This is a genomic window from Zhongshania sp. R06B22 (assembly GCF_040892595.1).
Lineage (GTDB): Bacteria > Pseudomonadota > Gammaproteobacteria > Pseudomonadales > Spongiibacteraceae > Spongiibacter > Spongiibacter arctica.
Genome location: NZ_JBFRYB010000001.1, coordinates 1,688,425 through 1,712,550, shown reverse-complemented (window position 1 = coordinate 1,712,550; position 24,126 = coordinate 1,688,425). Strand labels below are relative to the sequence as shown.

The window sequence follows — 24,126 nt, the reverse complement described above, 5'->3', positions numbered from 1 at the left end:
GGAAACAATTAAGACTTGTATAAGTCTTTGAGCATGGCCAAAAAACTGTCACGGTCTTTTTGCAGCTCCTCCTCGCTAGGCACAATCCAACTCCCCCCCACGCAGGCCACCGACTCAAGCGCCAAGTAGGCCTGATAATTAGCCAGAGAAATACCACCCGTTGGACAAAATGTGACATCGGGAAAAGGTGCAGACAGGGCTTTCAACAAGGCAACACCACCGACGGCAGCAGCGGGGAAACACTTAAAAACACTGTGCTCCTCTTTCATGGCGGCCATCAATTCAGTGGCGGTAGCAATACCGGGAATATAGGGCGTTAAAGTTTTTCTGGCTAAGATTGACAGCTCGGCAGAAAAACCGGGACTGATCACAAAATCAGCTTCATCGGCGGCTCGGAGCATTTGGCGGCGATTCACCACGGTGCCGACACCAATTTTTGCCAGCGGCATAGTGTCTTTAAAAATTTTCACCATCTGCCATGCTTGCGGATGCCGAAGGGTCACTTCTACCGTTGGCACTTTAGCTTCTGCAAATAATTCAGCGCAGGCCTGCGCATGCTCCAAAGAATGGAAATGGGCCACCGGCATTACCGGCGCAGCGCGTTGCAATATCCTTAGCGCATCATTCATAGTTCGCTCCTGCTTTGCACACCCGTCCCCCAAATCACTTGGGATCAGAGTCATAAATGTAAAGGTTAAGGACTACTCTACACGTGACAGCGCCGTGGCATCAAAAATAATTGGCTCTCAATCTAGTGTGCGTTTGTAGCGAAGCATCGCAATAAATACCACCACAAGCATAAAGACCACAATTGCGGCTAAATCCATTTTCAAATCTTTAAAGCCCGCGCCTTTGAGCATTATTCCCCTCACCACCCGCAAAAAATGCGTTAGCGGCAGCACTTCTCCAATGGCCTGTGCCCATGCCGGCATGCCCCGGAAAGGAAACATAAAACCAGACAGCAACATTGATGGCAAAAAGAAAAACACGGTTAACTGCATTGCCTGAATTTGCGATTTCGCAATGGTCGAAAACGTAAAACCCAGGGCTAAATTTGCAATAATAAAAAGTACCACACTCATCAACAACAAACTGATACTGCCTACAAATGGCACTGCAAAAAGCCAATGCGCAACAAGCAAGACAATAAGCGTTTGCACCGCACCAACACCGAGAAACGGCATGATTTTGCCGATCATCACCTCGAATGGTGAACCTGGCATTGCCAATAAGTTTTCCATTGTGCCGCGCTCGGTTTCTCGGGTCATAGCCACCCCAGTAATCATCACCAAGGTCATGGTTAAAATGACACCCAGCAAACCGGGGACAATATTGTACTGAGTAATACCCTCGGGGTTATACCGGGGGTGAATAACCACTTCAACTGGCCCAGGGTCCACCTGCAAATAAGCCAAAGCGCCAGTAAAATCTTTGCGCAATGATCTATTTACAATGGTATTGATTCGACTCAGTGCATTTGACGCCGCCACTGGATCAGTGGCGTCTGCGGCCACCAGCAGTTGCGGGCGCTTGCCTCGCAGTAATCGCTCGGTGAAACCTGCTGGTATTTCGATCACAAACACCGCCCTACCACTGGCGAGCAAGTGATCACCAGTGCGGGCATCTGGGATATTCATGCTCACATCAAAGTAATCAGAATGCTCCAAGCCTGCCAGCACGCTGCGTACCTGCGGGGTATATTCCTCGGCGTGCACGGCGGTTGGCAAATGCTTTGGATCAGTATTAATCGCGTAGCCAAATAACACCAATTCAAGAATAGGAATAGCCAGCATAACGGCAAATGTCAGCCTATCGCGACGCATTTGAATTAATTCTTTAATAAACACCGCGTTAATTCGAGCAAAATTAATACCTGTGCTGTATCGCCCGCGATCACTCATGCGTGACTCCGCAAATCTGCCCCAGACTGATCCATTAAGGCTATAAAGACATCCTCTAAACTCGGTCGAATCTCCTGCCAGTGGTAGCCTTTGCTAGCTACGGAGCTCACCGCTTTCTCTAAAAGAGCTCGGTCGTGACCGCAAATATGTAAGCCCGCAGCAAAATAGGCCGCGTACTCAACACCGGCCTGCGCAGCAATATGTGGCTCCAGACTCCGGACACCGGTCCCCTCGGCGCGGAAACTTATCAAACCAGATTGATCAATAATGTCAGCCACCGTGCCTTCGGTGATTAAATTACCGTGTGCCAGATAGACGATGTGATCGCAACGTTCGGCCTCATCCATATAGTGGGTAGACACTAATACGGTCATGCCCTCATTGGAGAGCCGATGTATTTGATCCCAGAAATCGCGACGCGCCTGTGGATCTACCCCGGCGGTCGGTTCATCTAAAAGCAATAATTCAGGCTTGTGCATGGTGACGGCGGCAAGGGCCAACCGTTGCTTCCAGCCGCCTGACAATGCCTCTGCCAGCTGATGCTGGCGATGGCCCAAGCCGAGCACCTCGAGAGTGTCATCAACGCAGCGTCGTCTATTCTCGAGCTCGTATATGCGGGCGACGAATTCTAAATTTTCACGCACCGTTAACTCATTCCAAAACGAAAATTTCTGCGTCATATAACCGGTATGCCGGCGAATGAGCTCCGCGTCGCTTCGCAAATCAAAACCAAGGCAGCGGCCCTCGCCTTCCGTTGCCTTTAACAGTCCGCACAACATTCTTATCGTTGTGGTTTTTCCAGATCCATTGGGCCCAAGAAAACCCCATACCTGCCCTTTCGGTAGCTGCAGATCGACCTTATTTACCGCTACTTTATTACCAAAATGCTTGCTCAGGCCGCGCACATCAATCGCAAGTTCAGTCATTGCCATCAGCACCTAAGAAAACATCCACCGGCTGCCCCGGATGTAGGCCACTGTTTGGCGCCAATTTAGCCTCAATTAAAAACACCAGTTTTTGCCGTGACGCAACACTGTAGATAACGGGGGGAGTGTATTCAGGTTCGGCTGCTATATACGACACTAAGGCGGTCATGGGCTCTGTAATGCCATCTTGTCGTACGCCCACCATCGACCCGACAGGAAAACTGGCTAACTGGCTTTGCGCCGCAAAGAAGCGCACCTTTAATCCATCTTCGGGGAGTAATGCAAGCGCTGGCACCCCCGCAGCTAACTGCTCACCTTCGCGGAAAAAGACTTGTTCAACGCGCCCCGCCCGTCGAGCATATAAAGTACGCTGCTCCAAACGCCACTGCGCTCGCTCAGCTCCAGTCTGCGCTGACTCAAAAGCAGCCCGTGACGCTAATATGGTATTTTCTCTAGATGCCAACTTCGCCAGCCGTATTTCTGCATCCATACGATCGACACGGGCATCGGCCGCATTGAACTGCGCAGTTGCCTGATCAACACTAGACTGGGCGGCGACGCCCTTTTCGCGCAGCGAACTCAGGCGCCGATTTTCCACCTCAGCCAGTGCCCTTGCCGCGACCGCTTCCTTTCGCTGTGCCGTTAAGCGATTAATTTCATCAGGACGGGCGCCAGTCGCTAAGTCTTGGTATTGCGCATCGGCTTGTAGCACCCGAGTGTTGGCTTCATGTAGATCAAAACGTTGGCGGTCATTATCCAATTGCAGCAATACTTGGCCTTTTTCTACGATATCGCCTTCTTTCACCATGCTAGCTATAACCCAGCCAGGCTCTAGTGCACTTACGTAAATATATTCGGCCTCCACGTAGCCATTGAAGCCTCCGGGAGTCGTTGATGACTCACAGCCAACAAGTAATAGCAGTGCGCCCATCACACTTAAACGCAGGAAAAACGGCATGTCGTCACTCCAATATTTACATAAAACTTGTCGATCCGTATCAATCGACTTCCACAGGCATCATGTCTAATTAGAAATACACAGTTATTGATTAGTTCTTCGTATTTGCAAGACGGTAATTGCTATTCACAGCCAAATGCCCCTGCAAACTAGGGTCGGACTATATTATTTATCATCAGCTAATCTGCGAATAATGACGAACACGAAAATTGAGCTGTCTAATTATTGTAGTAGCGCAATAAAAACCATGACCTAAAAAATACCCCATATCGCGACTAAAGAGTAATTTAAGTAGCGCAAAACCCAAAAAGGCCAGACCGTTGCCGGTCTGGCCTTTTCAACTATGCTTGTTGTGGGTTACCCCACAAACCCACTTAGATAGGCAAAGGTAGTGCATCTAGACCTGGAATTGGAAGCGAATCCAATCCAGGCAGAGCATCCAAGCCTGGGATAGGTAGCGCATCTAGACCTGGCAGACCACCGCCACCAGAACCACCGCCCAATGCCATCAAGTTGGCTGCCAAATGCTCACCGGTCGCTTGTAGCTGCTCACCGACTAACATAGCACTCGCTTGAATCATGTCTGGATCTGCACTTGGGAGCGCGTCAATCACGTCTGTCAATTTATCGGTCACACCAAGGAAACCGGCAACGTCGTTAAGTGCGGTGTCAACAGTGAAAGTCAGCTGCAAAAGCTGATCCACGCCGGGAATACCGCCGCTAGCGCCGCCGCCTAATGCGTCTAAGCCCGGAATCGGCAGTGCATCTAGACCAGGAAGTGCGTCTAAGCCTGGAATCGGCAGTGAATCCAAACCTGGCAGACCACCACCGGCAAGCGCGTCAAGACCTGGAATAGGTAATGCATCCAAACCAGGAAGTGCATCTAAGCCAGGTAGAGCAGAGCCACCGCCGCCACCTGCGCCAGGAACCGGCAAGCCTAGAGCAGTCAGTGCATCTAAACCAGGTAAGGCATCTAGCCCAGGAATAGCATCGCCGCCAGCCAATTCGCTCAAATTAGACGTCAAATGATCTACAGTTGTTCTAAGCTGGACCCCAAGCAGAAAGAATCCGGCTTGAATCTTTTCTTGATCTGCGCTTGGCAGCGCGTCAACAATATCTGTCACTTTGTCAGTAACGCCATCAATACCCGCCGCGTCGTTAAGCGTGGTATCAAGAGTCGCAGTAAGCTGGAATAGTTTCTCTACGCCGGGAATACCAGCACTACCGCCACCGCCACCTAAGCCTGGGATTGGCAATGCGTCTAAGCCGGGCAGTGCGTCTAAACCAGGTAGACCACCGCCACCGCCGCCGCCTAAGCCTGGGATTGGCAGTGCGTCTAGGCCGGGCAAGGAATCTAAGCCGGGCAATGCATCTAAACCAGGCAAACCGCCGTCGGACAATCCGCCCAACTGGTTATCAACCTGAACCAACTGAACTACCAACACATCTAGTGGCGTTCCAGCGGTAGCATCAGCAATAGGTGAAATGATAACTGCCAGAGGACCTGCTTGCACAGCGCCCGCAGTAGCCATCAAACCAGCCATTAGTGTTTTCTTAAATAGATTCTTTTGCATATTCACGCGCTCTCATCAAATGTTCTTATAATGATATTGCGTCTCGCATACTTAAATGGCTGACGCTTGTCCTGAGCTGCGATGGTACGGGTTTATACCTACCAAATAGCGTGCTGCAGTTCACACTTTTGGACTTCGCTGCTTAGTAGCGAGATATATAGCAGGCAGGCGGCGCCATTCACAAGCTAAATGCCAAGCGGCTAGGCCCCGCACAACGTGGCCTTACAACAAATTTCGGGACACACTAATTCACTTACAAGCTACAAAAAAATACCGAGCCTAAAAAGCTGCAATTAGGAAAAAGCGGCACATTCTGCGATCAAGAAATTATGTTTTAATACTCTGTATATCCATAGCAAGATTTTATTTCAACTAACCGTTCCCAAGCGAGTGATAGACATGAAGCAGTCAATCAAGCCCTTTAAAATAGACATTCCGCAAGCCCAACTTGATGACCTTAAAGCACGGCTCGCCAACACTCGCTGGCCCAACGTCGAGCCGGTCGATGACTGGAGCCAAGGAACACCGCTCAACGCTGTGCAATCGCTATGCGAATACTGGCAACACAGTTATGACTGGCGGCGCTGTGAACGTGAATTAAACAGCCACCCCCAATTCATCACAGAAATCGACGGTCTTGATATACACTTTCTACATATTCGCTCGCCGCACGAAAACGCCATGCCGATGATTATGACACACGGCTGGCCCGGCTCAGTACTCGAGTTTATGCGCGTAATCGCCCCACTAACCAACCCCACCGAGCATGGCGGCAGTGCCAGTGATGCCTTTCATTTAGTGATCCCATCCCTGCCTGGTTATGGATTCTCCGGGAAACCAACTAATACTGGCTGGGGACTGGAACGTATTGCAAAGGCCTGGATTACCCTAATGGCAAGGTTGGAATACCCAAAATTTGTCGCCCAAGGCGGTGACTGGGGAGCCGGCGTCACTAGCGCAATAGCTTATATATGCCCGCCGGAGTGTGCCGCGATCCACCTAAATATGTCGCTGGCACAACCGTCTGCGGAAGATATGGAATCACTCACCGAACGTGATCAAAAAGCCTTGGCAGATATCCAATTTTACTTCGACTCGGATTCCGGCTATGCGATGATTCAAAAATCGCGCCCACAATCGCTCGGCTACGGTTTGGCAGACTCCCCGGCCGCACAAGCGGCATGGATATACGAGAAATTTCATCGCTGGACAGATAATAAGGGCCGCCCCGAAGACGCGCTTTCTGTTGATCAAATGCTAGACGACATCAGCCTGTATTGGCTTACCAACAGCGGCGCATCATCTGCACGCCTGTATTGGGAAAGCTTCAACGCCTTCGGTGCCGAGGTCATGACGATGCCCTGCGGTATTTCAATTTTCCCCAAGGAGTTGTTCAGGCCCGCCCGTAAATGGGCTGAACGTGTCTATGAAAATCTGATCCACTGGAACGAACTGGATAAAGGTGGCCATTTTGCCGCTTTTGAACAACCCGAGCTTTTTGTCAAGGAAGTACGCAACTGCTTCGCAAAAGTTCGTTAATTCGCACGCAGGCTTAGCTTAGTATGGAGGCCTGCGGCAAACTCACACCCCCATTAACTAGCAATGCGTACTCATTACCAGTGCTTGCTAATAAATTCGCAAAGCTTGTTTAGTGCGATTTTACTCTCCGGCAACACCGCCATTAATTGCATATCATGGCAGTGACCCGGCCAGATATCGATCTCAACCGGCACACCCGCTTCGCGGGCTTTGGCAGCTCCTACCACAGCTACATCGCGCAGTAATTCGGTGCTACTAGCGGTGAAATACATGGGCGGGTAGCTCTCAAATGAGGCCAATAAAGGTGACACTGCAGGATCACTGGCATCGTGGCCGGCCAAGTATAGGCTGCGAAAAAACAAAAACGAGCTGAGGCGGAACATCGGGTCTCGACCTTCATTTTCATAGAGTGACGGCCCCGATAGGGTCCAGTCACCCGCGGGCGAGAACAAGCTTGCAGACGTTGGCATCGGTAATTTTGCCTCGCGAATTTTAGCCAAAATTGATAGCACCAAGCCTCCGCCAGCGGAATCACCAAGCAGAGCGATATGACTGGGTGGCACACCTTTACCCAACAACATTTGATAACCTGCAAAGCAGTCATCTATTGCCGCAGGGTGAGGGTGCTCTGGCGCCAAACGGTAATCCGGCAATACGCCGATAGCACCAAGATTACTGCATATGCCAGCCAACATCGCACGGTAAGTATTCGGAGAGTGCAAGCAATAGGCACCACCGTGAAAAAAAAGCACGTGTTTAGCACTTAGCGGATCGTCGCTAAATTCTAGTGGCTGCAAGACGTCCGCCTGACAGTTGGGTAAATCGACCTGACTAATACGGCAAAGTAAATCTGCCTTACCGGCAGCCCGCTTATCCAGCTTTGCAAAACGCGCCCGAAGCGAACTTAGTTGCGCGAGGTTCCAAAGCGGACGACGAAGTAGCCTAAGTACAAAATTCAACAGCCGACTGCGAATACTTTGCTTCATCAATCTATCCTTCATATACGAAAAGCTAAAACAACATCACCTTATAGCACTGCTAAGACCACACAGCGGGCATTTATTATGCAGTTTAGCGACAAAAACAACAGCACAGTCAACTAATACAAGGCGCTAAATACCCAGCAACAGAAATCGCCCCTCTTATTGCCATGTTTTCGTATGGCGCAGCACTCAAACGCCCAGGCAGTATTTCCAAGATACCACAGCGGGCATCCGCGACTTAAAGCTAAACATAGCTGACCGCCTCTCTTTTCAAGTGTGGTCTAATCAAATTAAATACTGCCAATGCACAAGGTGCTTGGTAAGGCCCTCGCCTATCAACACCATGATGCTAAAATTAAAAGCCTCGCGGTCTGTTACAATACAGGGCAGAACAGCAACGTTATAGCTCATCGCTGCGAAGCGATGCACGATACAAGGGCCATTTAAAAGATTGTTATATCAAAAAAGAGGAATTATTAGTCATGCTTAATATATCGCCGTCAGTATCAATTTCCGACGACGAAATCGAGCTAACTGCCATCAGAGCTCAAGGCTCGGGCGGTCAAAATGTTAACAAAGTATCGTCAGCAATCCACTTACGCTTCGACATCAATGCGTCATCGCTATCAGACTTTCACAAGCAAAGACTGCTAGACAGAAAGGATCAGCGTATCACTAAAGATGGCGTCATAATTATAAAAGCCCAGCAATTTAGAACTCAGGAAAAAAACCGCGATGACGCCCTAACGCGCCTGCGTGAACTGATTAACGACGCCATCAAAATCCTGCCACCTAGACGCCCTACCAAACCCACCAAGGGGTCACAGCGACGTCGCATGGATACCAAATCTCAACGGGGGAAGATCAAGAATCTACGCGGCCGTGTCGACGAATGAAGTAAAGCACTCTTCGTAGACATACCATCGCCCCACACACCAAAAGACGCGTTTATCAGAACTCGCTCTGCCTTATTAAGGAAGTATATGCGCGACCCCTCGGTTTTATCGTATAGAATAAAATTCAAATAGATTTCAAACTGCCAACCTTATATTGCTCAGCTCGATAAGGTCTTACTATGCAATTAAATGAAGACATCACAAACTTCATGGAAACGCTTGTTGAAGAGGAGTTTGAACGGCAGAACATCAGTACGCAATTTGACAACGACTACGTACAAGATCTTTTCTGTCTAACATTAAATCAGCTTTCGCCACACTACGTACGCAACACTATAGATGTGCGAATTAATATAACGCCAGCCCAACGCCAGGACATTGCGCAGAAAGTTATCAGCGCTATGCATGAGGGGCACAAGGTTTTAGGGTCGCATCGCCGAAGTGCGCAAGCGAGAGACTAAACCGGCTATTATTTTATAACCGGTTAAGGCCGCTTTTCTTCGTAGAGACTCACAATCCTGGCGGCGATTTTTGCTATTGGCAGCACCTCATCCACGGCACCGACTGCTACGGCGGCGCCGGGCATCCCCCAAACTACTGATGACGCCTCATCCTGCACAACGGTGCTAGCACCTGCTTCATGCATGGCTTTTAAGCCCTCTGCGCCGTCTTTTCCCATACCGGTTAGGATAACTCCAACCGCATTTTTACCGACATATTTCGCAACCGAATGAAACAACACATCCACCGATGGACGATGACGATTTACAGGATCATGATCACTCAACACACAGTAATACCTGGCCCCATCTCGCCTAAGGCTTAAATGGAAGTCACCTGGGGCAATATAAGCGTGCCCGTGTAATACCCGCTCGCCATCTTGTGCTTCGCAGACAGTCATTGCGCTGCATTTATTCATTCGCTCGGCAAATGGCCCACTGAACATACCTGGGATGTGCTGAACAATAACCGTGCCAGGGGTGTCGATTGGCAAGCGCTCAAGAACCTCCCGAATAGCTTCAGTACCTCCAGTAGATGCACCAATCGCGATGATTTGATCTGTAGTTTTAAAGTGTAAATTACTCGAAATATTAGTATTTCCTGCCGGGGAGATAAAGGTTTCGTTACATCGCACCTCCGTGCTAGGTGCCAACTTATTGACGGTAGCATAGCGTGCTACTTTCACCTTTTCTATAATGTCCTCAGCGTAGTCCTTCAGCTTACTTGCTATATCGATTTCGGGTTTGCTGACAAAGTCTACTGCGCCAAGCTCTAGGGCCTCCAGAGTAACCGAGGCATTTTTTTGCGTTAATGATGACACCATAACCACAGGCATGGGTCTTAAGCGCATTAAATTTCGTAAAAACTGCAAACCATCCATCTTCGGCATTTCGACATCTAAGGTAAGCACATCGGGATTCAGCAATTTTATTTTATCGCGAGCAATATAGGGGTCCGAAGCCACCCCCACTACTTCAATATCTGGGTCTGAGTTTAAAATTTCAGACAACACATGCCGCATGAGCGCAGAGTCATCAACAACTAGGACCTTAATGCGAGGCTTAGCGCCCTCCCCCGGAACAGAACCCAATATACACACTCCAAAATAGCATTCAGCGGTGCGCTCAATGATGAGACCGGAAGATGGCGCTAGCTACCAATAGTACTAGCGCCACCTATTACTTAGTATTAAAATTCCTCCCAATCATCTGTTTGCTGATTACTTGTCTTTTTGCGAGGCGCTGGAGCCTTCGCCGCTGCGGGCTTGCTGCGGGGAACAATCTGATGCACGTCGCCACCGCGACTTCCTGCGGGTTTAGGTGCTAAACCGGATCTTGCGTCAGATGCCCCAAGCTCATTGGCAGAGGTTTTGAAGTAAGTCATTTGATCGGTTAGCCCGCGGGACAAGGTATCCATGGACTGACTGGCCGCCGCAGCTTGCTCGACAAGTGCCGCATTCTCCTGAGTCACTTTGTCCATTTCAGCAATCGCTTTATTGACCTGCTCAATCCCTGCTGATTGCTCTTGGCTGGCAAGCGCAATCTCGGCAATGATATCTGAGACTTTCTTCACGCTACTTACTATCTCACCCAAAGTAGAGCCAGATTCATCAATGAGCTTAGTGCCTTCATCAACCTTCTCAACACTGTCTTTGATCAGCGTTTTAATCTCTTTAGCGGCCTGGGCGCTACGCTGCGCCAAATTACGGACCTCCGAAGCTACCACCGCAAAGCCTCTTCCCTGCTCACCGGCGCGCGCCGCTTCAACAGCAGCATTCAAGGCCAGTAGGTTGGTCTGGAATGCAATCTCATCAATCACACCGATAATATCGGAGATACGTTTTGAGGAAGAGTTAATTTCACGCATTGCCCCTACCGCGCGCCCAACCACTTCACCACCTTTCTCAGCCTGGCTTCTTGCACCTGAGGCAAGATTATTAGCTTGCGAGGCGTTCTCGGCATTTTGCTTAACTGTCGCCGTAAACTCCTCGACACTGGACGCGGTCTCCTCCAGAGATGCCGCTTGGGCTTCAGTCCGGTTTGACAGGTCTAGGTTACCTTGCGCTATCTCTGAGGCTGAACTTTGAATACCGGTAGCGGCCTCTCGAATCTGGGTCACCGTATCCCGCAAGTTGGTCACCGACAGATTTAGTGCGTCCTGCATTGTTGCAAACTGGCCATGGTATTCACCGTCCATGATTTGCATCAAATCACCTTCCGACAGGGCTGCCATGACCCGAGAACTTTCCTCTAATGGCGTGCCAATCGCATCCATCAAACGGTTCAGACTAGTCGCCAAACGGCGCAAAAAGCCCACTGTAGTCTGATCATCTATACGACTATCAAGCTGTCCAGCTATTGCGCCTTCCAGCAACTCATTTATTTGCTTTTCAGCATTAGCTTGTTCGCTAACTATCGCGTCCATTAGGCCGTTTATCGATACACTTAAGCGACGCATAAACCCTTGGTAGTTCTCAGCGGCAAGGCGCTGATCCAATTCGCCCTTAGAGGCTGCCTCGATCAAGGACGCAATCTGGCGCTCTGCATCTTTTTGCTCAGTAATATCCTTCCACTCAACCATATTCCCCATGTACTCGCCGTTAGCACCGAGTACCGCAGTTGCATTCACCTCGAATTCTAAGTCTGCAATTTTGAGTTCCGCTTTGGCGGGAAGACCGCTGATATTTGCCAATAAGCCACGCTGGTGACTCGGGTTCTTGTGAAACTGATCAATAGATTGCCCGATCAGGTTGTCAATCGAGAATGAAGGGAAGCGTTGACGTAACACATCTTCCCGATTCCTCAACATCTGTAAGACCGCGGGGTTTGCGTACGTAATGTTAAGATCTGCATCGCACATCATCAAATTAGCTTCCGCGCCATTCACTGCGGACTGCAAACAGGCGATTTCAATTTCCTTGGCACGCTGCTCGGTAACATCCAGCCATTCAAGAGTGTTGCCGATGTAGTTACCACTGTTATCGATTTGCGCGGTGACATTAATATTGAATATTAAATGGCCAACATTGATATCTACAGAGTGGGGTAGGTTCGCCGGATTGGCTAACATACCGCGTTGATGCGCGGGATTCTTGTGAAAAATATCAATGCAAGTACCCACGATATTATCAACATTAAACCCCGGATACACCGCCGCCATTGCGTCACGATGACTTCCCAATAAAGTATTAGTTGACTCGTTGACATAAGTCACGACGAGATCGCGATCTACCATCATAATCGCGGTTAGAGCGCTGCCAACAGCGGTCTGCAGCCTTGCCACCTCGGTCTCTTTGGCGCGCGTCTCAGTAACATCAAGCCACTCTAGGGTATTTCCAATGTAAGCGCCGTCGGCGCCCATTTGGGATGTCACGTTAATATTGAAAATTAGGCTACCCACATTGATATCAACCGAATGCGGAAGATTAGCGGGATCACTCAACATACCGCGCTGATGGGCAGGGTTTTTGTGGAAAATATCAATGCAAGTACCCACTATATTTTCAACTTCAAAGCCGGGGTATACAGCCCTTAGTTCATCACTGTAGCCAGCCAATAATTTACGAGTAGAATCATTAACATAGGTCACTACCAGGTCGCGATCAATCATCATAATCGCAGTTAGTGCGCCATCAACTGCCGTCTGCAGCCGCACTACGCGCTCATTATCCGCGCGTTCCTCAGTCACATCGCTCCATTCCAAAATAGTACTGACATGCTCGCCAGTATCATCCATCTGTGAGGTAGCGTTAATATTAAAAATCAATTCACCAATAGCAACATCTTTCGAATTCGACGATTTTGAAGCCTCAAACAATTTATCTGAGCTGTAAGAAGGGTCCTTTGAAAACAAACGATCGACGCACAGCCCGATTATATTTTCCGGATCAAATTTTGAGTACACGGCCGAGATCTCATCGGCGTGCATTTCCATTAGTGACATAACCGCACTGTTGGCAAACGTGACGGTGAGGTCGCTATCAACAATCATTATCGGCGCTTTGACACCCTCAATAAGCGATTGCCATTGACTCAATTCTTTCTGTAAAGCAGCAACACCTGATCTCGCGGGAGATGGTTTTCCAGCGGCAGCTTTAGCCTTAGCCGGAGCCTTTCGAGGACTGGCGGCGCCAACCTTCGATTTGGCGACAGTAGGCACTGCACGAATCTTGGTGTTTTCCTTTATTTTCGTTTCCATTTTCACTCTCCCAAACTGAAAGTTCAACGTGAGCACGTCACGCTCTAAAAATCACGTTTATAAATAATTAGATTTTCTCGTATATCGTTCTACCAATAAGTCGGTATGAATCACAAACTTCTGCAATATTTTCGGAATGACCAATCATTAATTTAGCCCCTTTCTTCTGATTACTGGCAAAGCGACTAAACAATCTCTTCTGAACTTCTTTACTAAAATAAATAATTACATTTCGGCAAAAAATAATGTCGAATGAAGTCTTCATCGGCCATTCTTCCAAGAGATTAAGCTGTCGATAAGTAATCATTTTACGCGCGGTGGGATGCATCATTACCAGACCGGCATTATCTCCACGACCGCGTTTAATCCACGGTTTTATTATTTCATTATTAGAGCTATCAAAACGCTCATCGGCATAGACACCACGAGAAGCCTTGGCAATAATTTCAGTATCTAAATCAGTAGCCAGAATCTTAACATCGGCGCCGTCAATATCAGGTATACCATGCAACAAGGACATTGCCATTGAGTAGGGTTCTTCACCACTAGAGCATCCGGCCGACCAAATACGAACGGAACTCTGCAATTCTAATAAGCGTGCAACTTCACTTACCAAGAATTCAAAGTGGTGATTCTCTCTAAAAAAGCTTGTAAAATTTGTTGTTATTGCATTTATAAAAAACGGCATCTCTGAGTCGTCGCCAGATTCTATAATACCGATATAGTCATCAAAATCTTTCATACCCAAAGCACGTAAACGCTTTGCGTATCGACTGTACGTCAATTGCTTTTTCTCATCCCCCAAGGTAATACCTGTGTGCTCAAAAACCAAAATCCTCAACTTTTCAAAATGCTCATTCTGAAAAGGGAATTCGAACTTTTGCTCAATCACTTCAACTTCTGCAGTCAATTTAAATTCCACCCATAAACTTGGTTTTGAAAAAGCAACACCTGCAACCCTGTTTCGTTTAGCATAGACCTACCCCACGGGGTTCTTGACCACCGGAGAAAACTCTGAGGAAGAGCCACACGTCGCGATCCTAATTATGCATAAAGCACCTATTAACATCAGTGCACCGGCGGCAAGTTTGAAATAGAAGCCATGAGATGCTACGGCCAGGGAGATACCACCCATGACGGTCATTGAAAGCAGAGAAAATACTTTCGTTTTACAATTAACACAGCGCCGACTTTCCCAGCGATGGATGCTTGGACCAAATAACTTGTTTCCAAGTAGCCAGTTATGCCACTTTTTCGATGATCGAGAAAAGCAGCCTGCGGCAAGAAGAATAAAGGGTGTAGTTGGAAGCACAGGTAAAAACGCACCAATTGTGCCAAGCGCAATAAAGAAGAATCCTAAAAAGGTAAATAGTCTCATCTTACTTTATCCAATCATTATAATTCTTACAGCCACCCTAAATCACACTAAACAATAATTTACCCACACCGTATCTCGGTATTTTCAGTTTAAACCCAACGGTGACGCGAGCTGTAAATCCTTCAACAATTGCAGCGGCCTCAGCCGGCCTGTATACCTTGTCTAACTTAAGATGTGTTGACGAATCAGACATCAGCAAACGAGAGCACACATTGATAACCTCATAAAAGTTATCAACTGCCTTCTGAGTAAAATCACCGGTATCTAGCATATCCTCAGCACCGCCAACTGGCATCATAGATAAGGCTGCTCCGGAAAACGCAACAAAAGCTGGGTCACTTGCGCACACTGCAACAAGTTCACCCTCATCATTTACAAAGCTGGCAACAAAAGCGCCGGCAATACTTTTATCCGGTATCTCGCTAGTATCAACGTCGTTGCCATACAACATAGACAACATATCGGATACACTTTCGGAGGTTGGTACAATAAGTCTATTAGCCATATCTTATGCCCCGATTACATTATCGCTGTTAAAACTTTTTCAAACGATTCTACCGAGAACGGTTTGGATATAAGGAACTTTGCACCGCCGGCAGAGGCCTTGGCTCTCATTTCCGAGGTAGCTTCTGTAGTAATAAACCCGAACTTGGTTTTTATCCCCTCTTCATTCATTGCCTCTAACAGCTCAATCCCTGTCATATTTGGCATATTCCAATCTGCCAAAACTAAATCTGGTACCTTGGCCTTTATTGATTCAAACGCGATAGCGCCATCCTCGGCTTGAGAAATATCGTTGCCACCAAATCCAGCTTGACGCAATGTCCGTATTATCATACTACGCATAGCAGCACTGTCGTCGACAACCATAATATTCATGTTTTATTTTTCCTTAAGTAGTAATTCGGTAATTATGGGTAGTTCATCACAAGATTTACAATTCCCCTATCAGTGATGATACTTATTGAGTAACGACTTTAGTAAGGCGAATATACTTACTTTAATAGTAGTAAGATGACGACCTTACCATGGTGTATTAATACTGAGCTCATCGATCATGCCAAATGCGCGCGAACTAGTGGTTGACACCACCTCCTTAATTTCCTTTCCTGATGTCGCTATCGCACTAAATACCGCAATCAGTAAAGGCGACAATTCCGGAAAACAAGTGAGCGACATTATTGAACGCGATCCCGCCTTGACCGCAGCAGTACTTCGTATATCTAACAGCGCAGCAATGAATACCGGAGTGGAAATAAACACTGTGTCCCGCGCGGTATCACGCCTAGGATATCGACAGATTAATGAGCTAGTTCTGGGTATTGAGGTAGCAAAATCTTTTAACAACTTGACCAATGACCTAATTACCATAGAGGATTTTTGGCAGCACAGCTTACTTTGCGCGTCTATTGCCAAAAGAATTGCCAAACTCTGCAAGGGAATTGATGCTGGCGCAGCCTTCACCGCCGGCTTGCTTCATGACATTGGCCAACTCATTATATTTAGCCGTTTAGCCGAAGAGTCTGAGGAATTTTTATCTAAATCAATTTTAGAATTTGATGGCCTCACCACCTACCGCTGCGAAAAAGAGGTTCTTGGCTATGATCATACTAACGTCGGACTTGAATTAGCAATAAACTGGAAGCTTCCACAATCACTGCAGGAGTGTCTTTACGCGCATCACGAGCCAAACAAACTCGTACCCACACCCGATCTCGTTATGGTGATTCACATCGCAAACAGTTTGGCTGTGTTAGCGGAGCTAGAAAGCACCACGTTGGAAGATGCGCCCGAAATTCAAGAAAATGCGTGGCTACAACTAAAAATCAGTAAAGATAGCATTCCTGAACTTCTACATGGCATTCAGGACGAAGTCGCTGATCTACTTAAAATTTTCATCCCCAGCTAACATCCATCTCAACTTCACGCTATTCGCAGGCATCGGAAAGTCAATAATAAGCCCTATATAGTAAACTCAATCGAAGAGCTCAATATCATTCGACACGGGCTTGTCGTGTAAGGTACGCTCATATACTTCTTCTTCGTGAATGACCATATTAGCGTGTAAGGACCTAAGTCGCTTAACTAGTACACGACCGGTTGTAGGGAAGTAGTAAATTTTTCTTGAAAAATCGAGACCGACATCTTCTGCAACAATATCTATCTGTTCAAGTTCAAGAAAAGCGCGAACGAAGGAAATATTCTTTTTGCCAATATCATTCAAGCCTCTCATCATTCGACCGCCGCCAAAAATTTTTACCTCAAGATTCTCGCGCCTACCACCTACTTTTAGGATGTCATTGATAAGATGTTCCATCGCATAGGCGCCGTATCGGGCCGCCATGCCATCCATTTTGGCATCCCCCTCCGGCAACATAAAGTGATTCATACCGCCTATTTTTAGGACTCGCTCCCGAATACATGCCGAGATGCATGAACCAAGAACGGTGGTAATCATTTCTTGCTCACTACCTGAAACATAGTACTGACCAGGCAATACTCTAGCCGCATAGACCTCATGGGCGCCATCCCAATGCTTTTGAATATCGGGATAATTGGCATTTAATTTTGACTGGGCTTGCGGCACAACTTCATCCTTAGAATAGCTCGGAGTTTTCGCACGACGCATCATCAGAGGCACCGATATGAACATTTAACTCTTCAGATGAGGAGTATAAACCCTTAACTTCATTATCTAACTTACGACTTAATTTATGGCTGAGGGCAGTGGGAATTTCTGCCTCAACTAGCACTAGAGCGTTTTGTACATGACCTAATTTTTGAGCAAGAAGATCAAAACACTGCATGTGGATAACAATCTCGCCCAAGGTATCTTCTATTTTCTTAGTCGAATTTGGGTCAATAAGACCTGACTTCGTCAGCTCAGCCAACTGCTGATCTAGACTTAGAAAGCCCGACATAAGCCCCCCTACATCTGCTGCTGCCTCAGTTACAGCAGCAGCCACTTGATCAGACAAAATTCCTAACAAAGGCTTTTGCGTCTTACCTCTATCGCTCGCTCCGCCCCTCCCCATAGCATCGACCCCGCTAGAGAGATTCAACCAAAGAATCTAACTTAAGATACTTTGCATAATCTAGCTGCTTTGCTAAATCGCAAAAATACGGTGTCGGCTGATACCAGGCGATGGCGGTTCCATTACGATCTGAATTGACAACAAACGACGACAACAGTTGTAATACAGCGGTGTCTGAATCCGTGACCGCGGATGCATCCAAGATTAAGCAGGCATCACTACTTGCGTCCAATTCTGCTAGGTCTTGATAGAGTGCCATAACACTATCTATCGTTGAGTTTGATGGTAATGTTAGACAAGTCCCAGTTTCTTTCTCGCTATCATCCTTTTCCGCCGGCTCATTATCCAACAGGTATACGAATTCTTCTGAACGAGGATTCTCTATCTCGTCGCTCGGTTGATCGAGCAAGATCACAAATTCACTAGAGTCAGCCATACGCCTCCCTTCACGACATTTAATGTTAATACATTTGCTTCGAAAAAATATTACGCCGCCGTCGCAGTGATCTCTTTTATCGTTAACAGCTTATCGATATCCAACAGTATTAGCATTTTGTCGTCCACCGTGGACAGGCCCTTGATAAAGTCTTCACGCACGGTGCTACCAAAGTCCGGCATTGCCTGCACCGTTTTCTCATCGACTCTATACACTTCTGAGACAGCATCAACCACCATGCCAATCGTTCTGCCTTTGTCGTCATTTTCAACACGAACGACGATAATCACTGTCGTTGGTCCGAAGTCTATCGATTCCATACCGAAGCGCTTGCGCAAATCGATAATAGGAACGATCGCGCCCCGCAAATTCATTACTCCCAACACATATCTAGGGGAACTCGGAATTGGCGTTACTGTGTCCCAACCCTGAATACCCTGCACACGTAGAATTTCAACCCCGTACTCTTCGCCGTTAAGCATAAAAGTAAGGTACTGATTTGTGTCAGCGTGTAACATGTCTGACGGAGATAGCTGTAAGGCTTCAGTGCTCATTTAATTTTCCTCACGTATCATTAAGCCGCACTAGACTGCGGAGTATTGTCTAATTGCTGAGCATCAACACTATGTACTAAACCCGGCACATCTATGATCAAGGCAACGTTGCCGTCGCCAAGAATGGTTGCACCTGCGAGGCCTAGTACTGGCGAATAATTTTCTTCCAGACTTTTTATAACAACCTGCTGTTGCTCTAATAACTCGTCGACAAACAATCCCATCTTTTGACCATCACTCTCTACAACCACGAGAAGCTCACCCTTTTTCTCTTCCGAGTCATTGATAACTGAGTCCGATGACATATTGAATGCTTCGCTGAGGCGAACAACCGGGATATAGTCATCCCGCAAACGGTAGACGTTTCCGGCACCGACGACCTTACTAATTTGTCCTTTAGATACGAGTACGGTCTCTACGATCGACAGCAGTGAGAATATATAAACCTGATCGCCAACACGCACTAATTGACCGTCGAGTATTGCCATGGTCAGTGGCAACCGGATCTTCAGTGAAGAGCCTTTTCCGAGTGTAGACTGGAGATCTATTCTGCCACCCAAGTCCATAATATTGCGACGCACGACATCCATACCAACACCGCGACCCGAAAGATCACTTACTTGGTCGGCCGTTGAAAATCCTGGCTGAAATATAAGGTTATTAATTTGGTCGTCAGTGAGTATCTCACCCGGCGCCACAACACCGCGCTCAATCGCTTTTTCTAATATCTTCGCGCGGTTTAGGCCTGCACCATCGTCGCTCACCTTAATGACGATGTTGCCACCCTCATGGTAAGCGCTCAGATGTAAAATGCCTGTTTCTGGCTTACCGGCGGCGATCCGATCAGCTGGCATTTCAATGCCGTGATCTAGTGAATTTCTTACCAAGTGAACCAAGGGATCACTCATTTTTTCAAGTACCGTTTTATCGAGCTCAGTATTTTCTCCGGATAATTGTAACTCGACTTTTTTACCGAGCTTGGCACTCATGTCTCGCACCAAACGCTTAAAACGGCTAAAACTTGCGCCTATGGGCAACATCCTAATTTGCATAGCGCTTTCTTGTAATTCACGGGTATGACGCTCAAGAACTAATAAACCGTCGCGCAAGCCTTGGGAATCGCCGTCGCCGCCGCCATTTTCTGTATCACCGAAGCGTGCAAGCATGGATTGGGTGATTACAAGCTCACCCACCAAGTTAAGCAGCATGTCTATTTTATCAATACTTACCCTGATAGAACCGCTGTCTTTAGGGGAAGACTGGACTGCCCCTTGCTTACGAGACGCAGAAGCTGGAGGCTCTTTAGCCACAGGAATCTCAACCGTCGCGGCTACGTCTTGACTTACCGGGCTATTACTTAGCGCCTCAATACGAATCTCGCTTTGATTACTCACCCACTCAAACACATCAAGTATGGCATCTTTCTCTATATTGCCCCGCAGCTCTATATCCCAGCTGGTGTAACAGGACTCGGGATCCATGCTATTAAAATCGGCTTCTTGTCCCAGTGTTGCGACAACCGATATGTCGCCCATCTCGGAGAGTTCGCGCAGCAGACGCTTGGGCTCATTGCCCGTTTTAAATATGCTGGGCTCTGGCGCATAGTGTATTTTCCAACCCTGGAGCCCACCTTCTTGTTGCAGCGGTGAATCGGCTTTGTCGGCATCAGGTAGCTTCGAGGCACTAAGCTCTTTGCTTAATAGCGCATCAATTTTACCTTGTACTGAATCAATATTCTCTTGGTCAGCTTCGGTCTGATTCTGGCTTGCGGATAGCATATCTCTTATACAATCTACCGATGCCAGCAAAACGCCTATCACCTCCTCTGTTGCGTCCCGCTGACCAGAGCGCATCTCATCAAGTATGGTCTCTACCCCATGGGTGAAACCGGAAATATTAAGGAAGCCAAAGGTCGCGGCGCCACCTTTCATCGAGTGTGCCGCACGAAATATATTATTTATTGTTTCAACATCAGTATTGTCAGGACTCAGGTTCAGCAAACCGGACTCCATTACGTCAACGCCTTCCGCACTTTCTTCAAAGAAAATGGCGTGAATTTCTGCCATATCAAGATCGAGCGACATATCAGCTCCTTTTCGGTTCTAAAACACGATCGAGAATTCGCAGCAAAGCATCGGCATCAAACGGTTTCACGATCCAACCTGTTGCGCCAGCGTCTTTGCCGCGCATTTTCATGTCAGGTGACGACTCTGTAGTGAGCATTAAAATTGGGGTAAATCGGTAGGAGGGCAGACGCCTGAGCTCAGCTGTCAGCGTAATTCCATCCATATTAGGCATGTGGATATCGGTAAGGACAACATCTACCCCCTGCTCTTTCGCGAAGCTTAAAGCGTCCGTTCCGTCTTCAGCGGAATGAACTTCATGTCCTGCCTTGCGCAATGTCATGGACACCAGCTGACGCATGGAAGGAGAATCATCAACGGCAAGTATGCTAGCCATAAATTAGTCTCACCCTGTTATTCTAATGGGCTTAAATTGCAATAAGGCATGACAGCCGCTTGAAAGTAACGGCCGTGCCACCGGCAAGTTTCTTAATTGCAGTAAACTAATTCGACGTTCGACTAGATATTCGTAATTGTACTGACCGTCGTCATTAATCCTTTAACAATGCCGCGGCACTGGCCATGACGGTCATAATAAATAAAAACCATTTAAGACCCGCGGGGCTTGCCGTTATCGCTATACGCACCCCAATTTTCGCCCCCACCACAGTGCCCACAGCAAGTATCATCCCTGGCACCCAGGCCACCAATCCCTGCCAGATAAAAACAGCTAAAGCCGCCATTGTTAGCGCCGCAGTGCACACCATCTTTATGGCATTAGTTTTAACTAAATCGTAGCGCAAACTTCCGGCAAGCGCGGCAATGAGAATGAAGCCCACGCCTGCCTGCACGAAGCCTCCGTATACGCCAGCAAAGAACAGCGTCCAAGCCGAATTTGGCGAATCAGCCATTGCCAATGCTTCGGTTCCCAGTGGCGGCGCAATGATGCTTGGGCGAATCAATATAAGTAGCGCCATAGAAACCATGGCCATTAAAAGTGCGGGCTTGAGCCACTCACTAGGAGCAAATGCAGCGATAACTGCTCCTAGCAAAGATCCCAGCAAGGTTGGCTTCAAAATATTCCAAAGATCATGACGCACTAGCTGTCCGCGCCTATCAAAATCTTTGGCCGCAGCGAGGGATTGCATAAGCACTCCCAGTCGATTGGTAGCATTGGCGACATCAGCCGGCAGGCCCATCAGCATTAAAGCCGGCAATGTCAGATTTGAGCCACCTCCAGCCAAGGTATTAATAACGCCGGCGACAAGCCCAATAAGGACCAATAAAGCAGCAAATGCTGGACTAAGGGAGTAAACTGAATTCAACTCAAACACGCGCAAGATTCGCCTAATATAATCCAACAACAATCCACTATGACAATGAAGCCCAAGCTAAGCGGGACGCTATAAACATATGCACATTGCTCCTATTAATAGGTATAAGCTCGGATCGAAGCTCGGCATTTTTTCCCTATACTACTTCTCATAATCTAGATATTTGGTTACCACGTATACCCAGCATCTCTTTACAGTGAAGAAGGGCAACAAAATGGCAAATTCCAAAGCAATTAGTATCGGTATTCCGGTTGCGGCCAACGTCGTATTGATTGGCGCATCTGGGGCAGCAGCGCAAATCAGCATGGGGCCACTACCTGCTATCGCACTCATCGTCGCATTGCTACTAAGCGCAACAGCGTTAAGCGCCTAAACACTCTCTGCCTTATTTCGGTGACCTAGTGCTTAATTTAGCGCTCAGCTGTACGGAGAATGTGCTTCCGCATCACATATCTCCGCATCGGGCCATTAATTTCCCCACTTAGTCTATCCTGAGCCACTACGCTATGCGAAAGGTGTATTATCATTAGATAATCCCAGTGCAGGCTAAACAAACACAATGCGCCTTCATTCAAACGTGCTGACAGAGGCAGCGGTGATATGATTCTAGACCAAGACCGAGTTAGGGACATCACTCGGGGCAACAGCAAACTACTGGTGTCGATATCACAACTGTTTCTCAAGGAACTACCTGATATGATCAGCAACATTGAGCAGGCATATCAGCAAGCTGATCGCAAAACATTATCGATCGCAGTCCACCGTTTAAAGAGTGCACTGGGGAATTTTGTGACCAGCAGCTACTATCAAGAGTTCTCGCGTCTCGAATCGTCGGCCGCAGAAAATGAATCACCTGTTGTTACGCTGAGTGACTGGGGCAACGACTGGAATGCGGCAAAACTAAAACTAGACACTATGATTGTTGAGCTAACAGAAATGGCAGGTATATAGACATTCTATGGATGTGCTAATTGTCGACGATGATGCGATCACACGCCTTGCACTCTGCGCTGCTCTGGAGGAATGGGGCTTTATACCCATTGTCGCAGAAAATGCTGAGAATGCCCTCCAGAGGCTTGCTACAGACACCACGCCGCACTTACTCATAATTGACTGGTCAATGCCTGGCATGAGCGGGCCGGAGTTATGCAAGACCATCCGTAAACGAGAAGATGGCCAATTCTTTTACATCCTCATGCTTACGGGTAAAGAGGGTAATGAGGCCATAATCGAGGCAATGGAAGCAGGCGCCGACGACTTCCTCAGCAAGCCTTTTGACCACCGAGTACTTAAAGTGCGGATCGCTGCCGGCAGTCGTATCGTTCGCTTAGAACAAACACTCAACCAGCTAGCATCGCGTGACGCTCTCACCCAGTGCTGGAACAGACGCATGATCGACGAGCTGTTCTCCCACAGCATTGCTGAAGCCACACGTAAGCACACAACTTTCTCCCTCATGATCTTAGATATTGATCATTTCAAAAAGGTCAATGATACCTATGGGCACTCCGCCGGCGATGTCGCCCTTAAGCACGTTGTTTATATTTTAAACATAAATCTTCGCGAGTACGATCAAGTGGGTCGCTATGGCGGGGAAGAGTTTGTCATCCTACTGCCGGCCACCGACCAAAATGAGGCTTGGGGCGTCGCGGAACGCATCCGCTCCGCAATCCAATTTCAGCCGACCGTCGTCAGTGATGATGTGCAAATTAATTTAACCGTGAGTATTGGTATCGCTCAGTTTGATCGCCATCGCGACGCCAACCAAAGCGCCTTCTTCGAACGTGCAGACAAGGCGCTTTATACCGCGAAGCAAACCGGGCGGAATCGTATTATCTGTTCAGAGTAAGT

26 protein-coding genes are annotated in these 24,126 nt (G+C 47.8%); 7 read left to right on the top strand and 19 right to left on the bottom strand.

Annotation, left to right across the window (positions count from 1 at the left end; genetic code table 11):
• Positions 1-8: 8 nt before the first annotated feature.
• The 5 genes from eda to AB4875_RS07710 all read right to left on the bottom strand — a co-directional run bounded on the left by eda (position 9) and on the right by AB4875_RS07710 (position 5,359).
• A complete protein-coding gene (eda, locus tag AB4875_RS07730; RefSeq protein WP_368375480.1) occupies positions 9-629 on the bottom strand; it encodes a bifunctional 4-hydroxy-2-oxoglutarate aldolase/2-dehydro-3-deoxy-phosphogluconate aldolase in 621 nt (206 codons plus the stop codon).
• A 117-nt stretch (positions 630-746) separates the two neighbouring features.
• Positions 747-1,901 carry an ABC transporter permease gene (locus AB4875_RS07725; RefSeq protein WP_368375479.1) on the bottom strand — a complete coding sequence of 385 codons (1,155 nt, stop codon included), beginning with the start codon at positions 1,899-1,901 and terminating at the stop codon, positions 747-749.
• Complete coding sequence (locus tag AB4875_RS07720) at positions 1,898-2,827, bottom strand: ABC transporter ATP-binding protein (protein WP_368375478.1); 930 nt, start codon at positions 2,825-2,827, stop codon at positions 1,898-1,900. Before AB4875_RS07720 ends, AB4875_RS07725 begins: the two co-directional genes overlap by 4 nt.
• The gene (locus AB4875_RS07715) at positions 2,820-3,785 is read right to left on the bottom strand and encodes an HlyD family secretion protein (protein WP_368375477.1); all 966 of its coding nucleotides are present in this window, start codon (positions 3,783-3,785) and stop codon (positions 2,820-2,822) included. The genes AB4875_RS07720 and AB4875_RS07715 overlap by 8 nt, the downstream gene beginning before the upstream one ends.
• Before the next feature lie 374 nt (positions 3,786-4,159).
• On the bottom strand, positions 4,160-5,359 hold the full coding sequence (locus AB4875_RS07710; protein WP_368375476.1) for a hypothetical protein: 1,200 nt from the start codon (positions 5,357-5,359) through the stop codon (positions 4,160-4,162).
• A 399-nt stretch (positions 5,360-5,758) separates the two neighbouring features.
• On the opposite strand from AB4875_RS07710, the gene AB4875_RS07705 reads away from it, so the two are divergent.
• Positions 5,759-6,898 carry an epoxide hydrolase family protein gene (locus tag AB4875_RS07705; protein WP_368375475.1) on the top strand — a complete coding sequence of 380 codons (1,140 nt, stop codon included), beginning with the start codon at positions 5,759-5,761 and terminating at the stop codon, positions 6,896-6,898.
• 74 nt (positions 6,899-6,972) lie between these two features.
• On the opposite strand, the gene AB4875_RS07700 is transcribed toward AB4875_RS07705, so the two are convergent.
• Entirely contained in the window at positions 6,973-7,884 is a 912-nt protein-coding gene (locus tag AB4875_RS07700; RefSeq protein WP_368375474.1) for an alpha/beta hydrolase, read from the bottom strand.
• 479 nt (positions 7,885-8,363) lie between these two features.
• On the opposite strand from AB4875_RS07700, the gene arfB reads away from it, so the two are divergent.
• Positions 8,364-8,777, top strand: coding sequence for an alternative ribosome rescue aminoacyl-tRNA hydrolase ArfB (gene arfB / locus AB4875_RS07695; protein ID WP_368375473.1), 414 nt, complete (start codon positions 8,364-8,366; stop codon positions 8,775-8,777).
• 179 nt (positions 8,778-8,956) lie between these two features.
• Positions 8,957-9,238, top strand: a complete 282-nt coding sequence (locus AB4875_RS07690; protein WP_368375472.1) for a late competence development ComFB family protein — start codon at positions 8,957-8,959, stop codon at positions 9,236-9,238.
• A 23-nt stretch (positions 9,239-9,261) separates the two neighbouring features.
• On the opposite strand, the gene AB4875_RS07685 is transcribed toward AB4875_RS07690, so the two are convergent.
• From AB4875_RS07685 to AB4875_RS07660, 6 genes are all read right to left on the bottom strand, one after another.
• Complete coding sequence (locus AB4875_RS07685) at positions 9,262-10,368, bottom strand: protein-glutamate methylesterase/protein-glutamine glutaminase (protein WP_368375471.1); 1,107 nt, start codon at positions 10,366-10,368, stop codon at positions 9,262-9,264.
• A 98-nt stretch (positions 10,369-10,466) separates the two neighbouring features.
• Positions 10,467-13,475: a methyl-accepting chemotaxis protein gene (locus AB4875_RS07680; protein ID WP_368375470.1), complete on the bottom strand. Its 3,009-nt coding sequence runs from the start codon at positions 13,473-13,475 to the stop codon at positions 10,467-10,469.
• 67 nt (positions 13,476-13,542) lie between these two features.
• A complete protein-coding gene (locus AB4875_RS07675; protein WP_368375469.1) occupies positions 13,543-14,385 on the bottom strand; it encodes a CheR family methyltransferase in 843 nt (280 codons plus the stop codon).
• 69 nt (positions 14,386-14,454) lie between these two features.
• A complete protein-coding gene (locus tag AB4875_RS07670) occupies positions 14,455-14,853 on the bottom strand; it encodes a YbaN family protein (protein WP_368375468.1) in 399 nt (132 codons plus the stop codon).
• Between the two features lie 37 nt (positions 14,854-14,890).
• Entirely contained in the window at positions 14,891-15,358 is a 468-nt protein-coding gene (locus AB4875_RS07665) for a hypothetical protein (protein WP_368375467.1), read from the bottom strand.
• Between the two features lie 14 nt (positions 15,359-15,372).
• Positions 15,373-15,732: a response regulator gene (locus AB4875_RS07660; RefSeq protein WP_368375466.1), complete on the bottom strand. Its 360-nt coding sequence runs from the start codon at positions 15,730-15,732 to the stop codon at positions 15,373-15,375.
• A gap of 178 nt (positions 15,733-15,910) precedes the next feature.
• Between AB4875_RS07660 and AB4875_RS07655 the strand changes: the two genes are divergently transcribed.
• Positions 15,911-16,762: an HDOD domain-containing protein gene (locus tag AB4875_RS07655; protein ID WP_368375465.1), complete on the top strand. Its 852-nt coding sequence runs from the start codon at positions 15,911-15,913 to the stop codon at positions 16,760-16,762.
• A gap of 66 nt (positions 16,763-16,828) precedes the next feature.
• On the opposite strand, the gene cheD is transcribed toward AB4875_RS07655, so the two are convergent.
• From cheD to AB4875_RS07620, 7 genes are all read right to left on the bottom strand, one after another.
• Positions 16,829-17,485, bottom strand: coding sequence for a chemoreceptor glutamine deamidase CheD (gene cheD / locus AB4875_RS07650; protein WP_368375464.1), 657 nt, complete (start codon positions 17,483-17,485; stop codon positions 16,829-16,831).
• Positions 17,451-17,774 (bottom strand): hypothetical protein, encoded by a 324-nt coding sequence (locus AB4875_RS07645; protein ID WP_368375463.1) that lies wholly within the window; start codon positions 17,772-17,774, stop codon positions 17,451-17,453. Before AB4875_RS07645 ends, cheD begins: the two co-directional genes overlap by 35 nt.
• 127 nt (positions 17,775-17,901) lie before the next feature.
• Positions 17,902-18,324 (bottom strand): STAS domain-containing protein, encoded by a 423-nt coding sequence (locus AB4875_RS07640; RefSeq protein ID WP_368375462.1) that lies wholly within the window; start codon positions 18,322-18,324, stop codon positions 17,902-17,904.
• Between the two features lie 50 nt (positions 18,325-18,374).
• A complete protein-coding gene (locus AB4875_RS07635; protein WP_368375461.1) occupies positions 18,375-18,878 on the bottom strand; it encodes a chemotaxis protein CheW in 504 nt (167 codons plus the stop codon).
• 20 nt (positions 18,879-18,898) lie between these two features.
• A complete protein-coding gene (locus AB4875_RS07630) occupies positions 18,899-20,962 on the bottom strand; it encodes a chemotaxis protein CheA (protein ID WP_368375460.1) in 2,064 nt (687 codons plus the stop codon).
• Between the two features lies 1 nt (position 20,963).
• Positions 20,964-21,338 carry a response regulator gene (locus tag AB4875_RS07625; RefSeq protein ID WP_368375459.1) on the bottom strand — a complete coding sequence of 125 codons (375 nt, stop codon included), beginning with the start codon at positions 21,336-21,338 and terminating at the stop codon, positions 20,964-20,966.
• 154 nt (positions 21,339-21,492) lie between these two features.
• Positions 21,493-22,275: a sulfite exporter TauE/SafE family protein gene (locus tag AB4875_RS07620; protein ID WP_368375458.1), complete on the bottom strand. Its 783-nt coding sequence runs from the start codon at positions 22,273-22,275 to the stop codon at positions 21,493-21,495.
• 214 nt (positions 22,276-22,489) lie between these two features.
• Here AB4875_RS07620 and AB4875_RS07615 point away from each other — a divergent pair, with 214 nt between their 5' ends.
• From AB4875_RS07615 to AB4875_RS07605, 3 genes are all read left to right on the top strand, one after another.
• A complete protein-coding gene (locus tag AB4875_RS07615) occupies positions 22,490-22,648 on the top strand; it encodes a hypothetical protein (RefSeq protein WP_368375457.1) in 159 nt (52 codons plus the stop codon).
• A 227-nt stretch (positions 22,649-22,875) separates the two neighbouring features.
• Positions 22,876-23,226: an Hpt domain-containing protein gene (locus tag AB4875_RS07610; RefSeq protein ID WP_368375456.1), complete on the top strand. Its 351-nt coding sequence runs from the start codon at positions 22,876-22,878 to the stop codon at positions 23,224-23,226.
• A gap of 7 nt (positions 23,227-23,233) precedes the next feature.
• A complete protein-coding gene (locus AB4875_RS07605) occupies positions 23,234-24,124 on the top strand; it encodes a diguanylate cyclase (RefSeq protein ID WP_368375455.1) in 891 nt (296 codons plus the stop codon).
• Positions 24,125-24,126 lie beyond the last annotated feature (2 nt).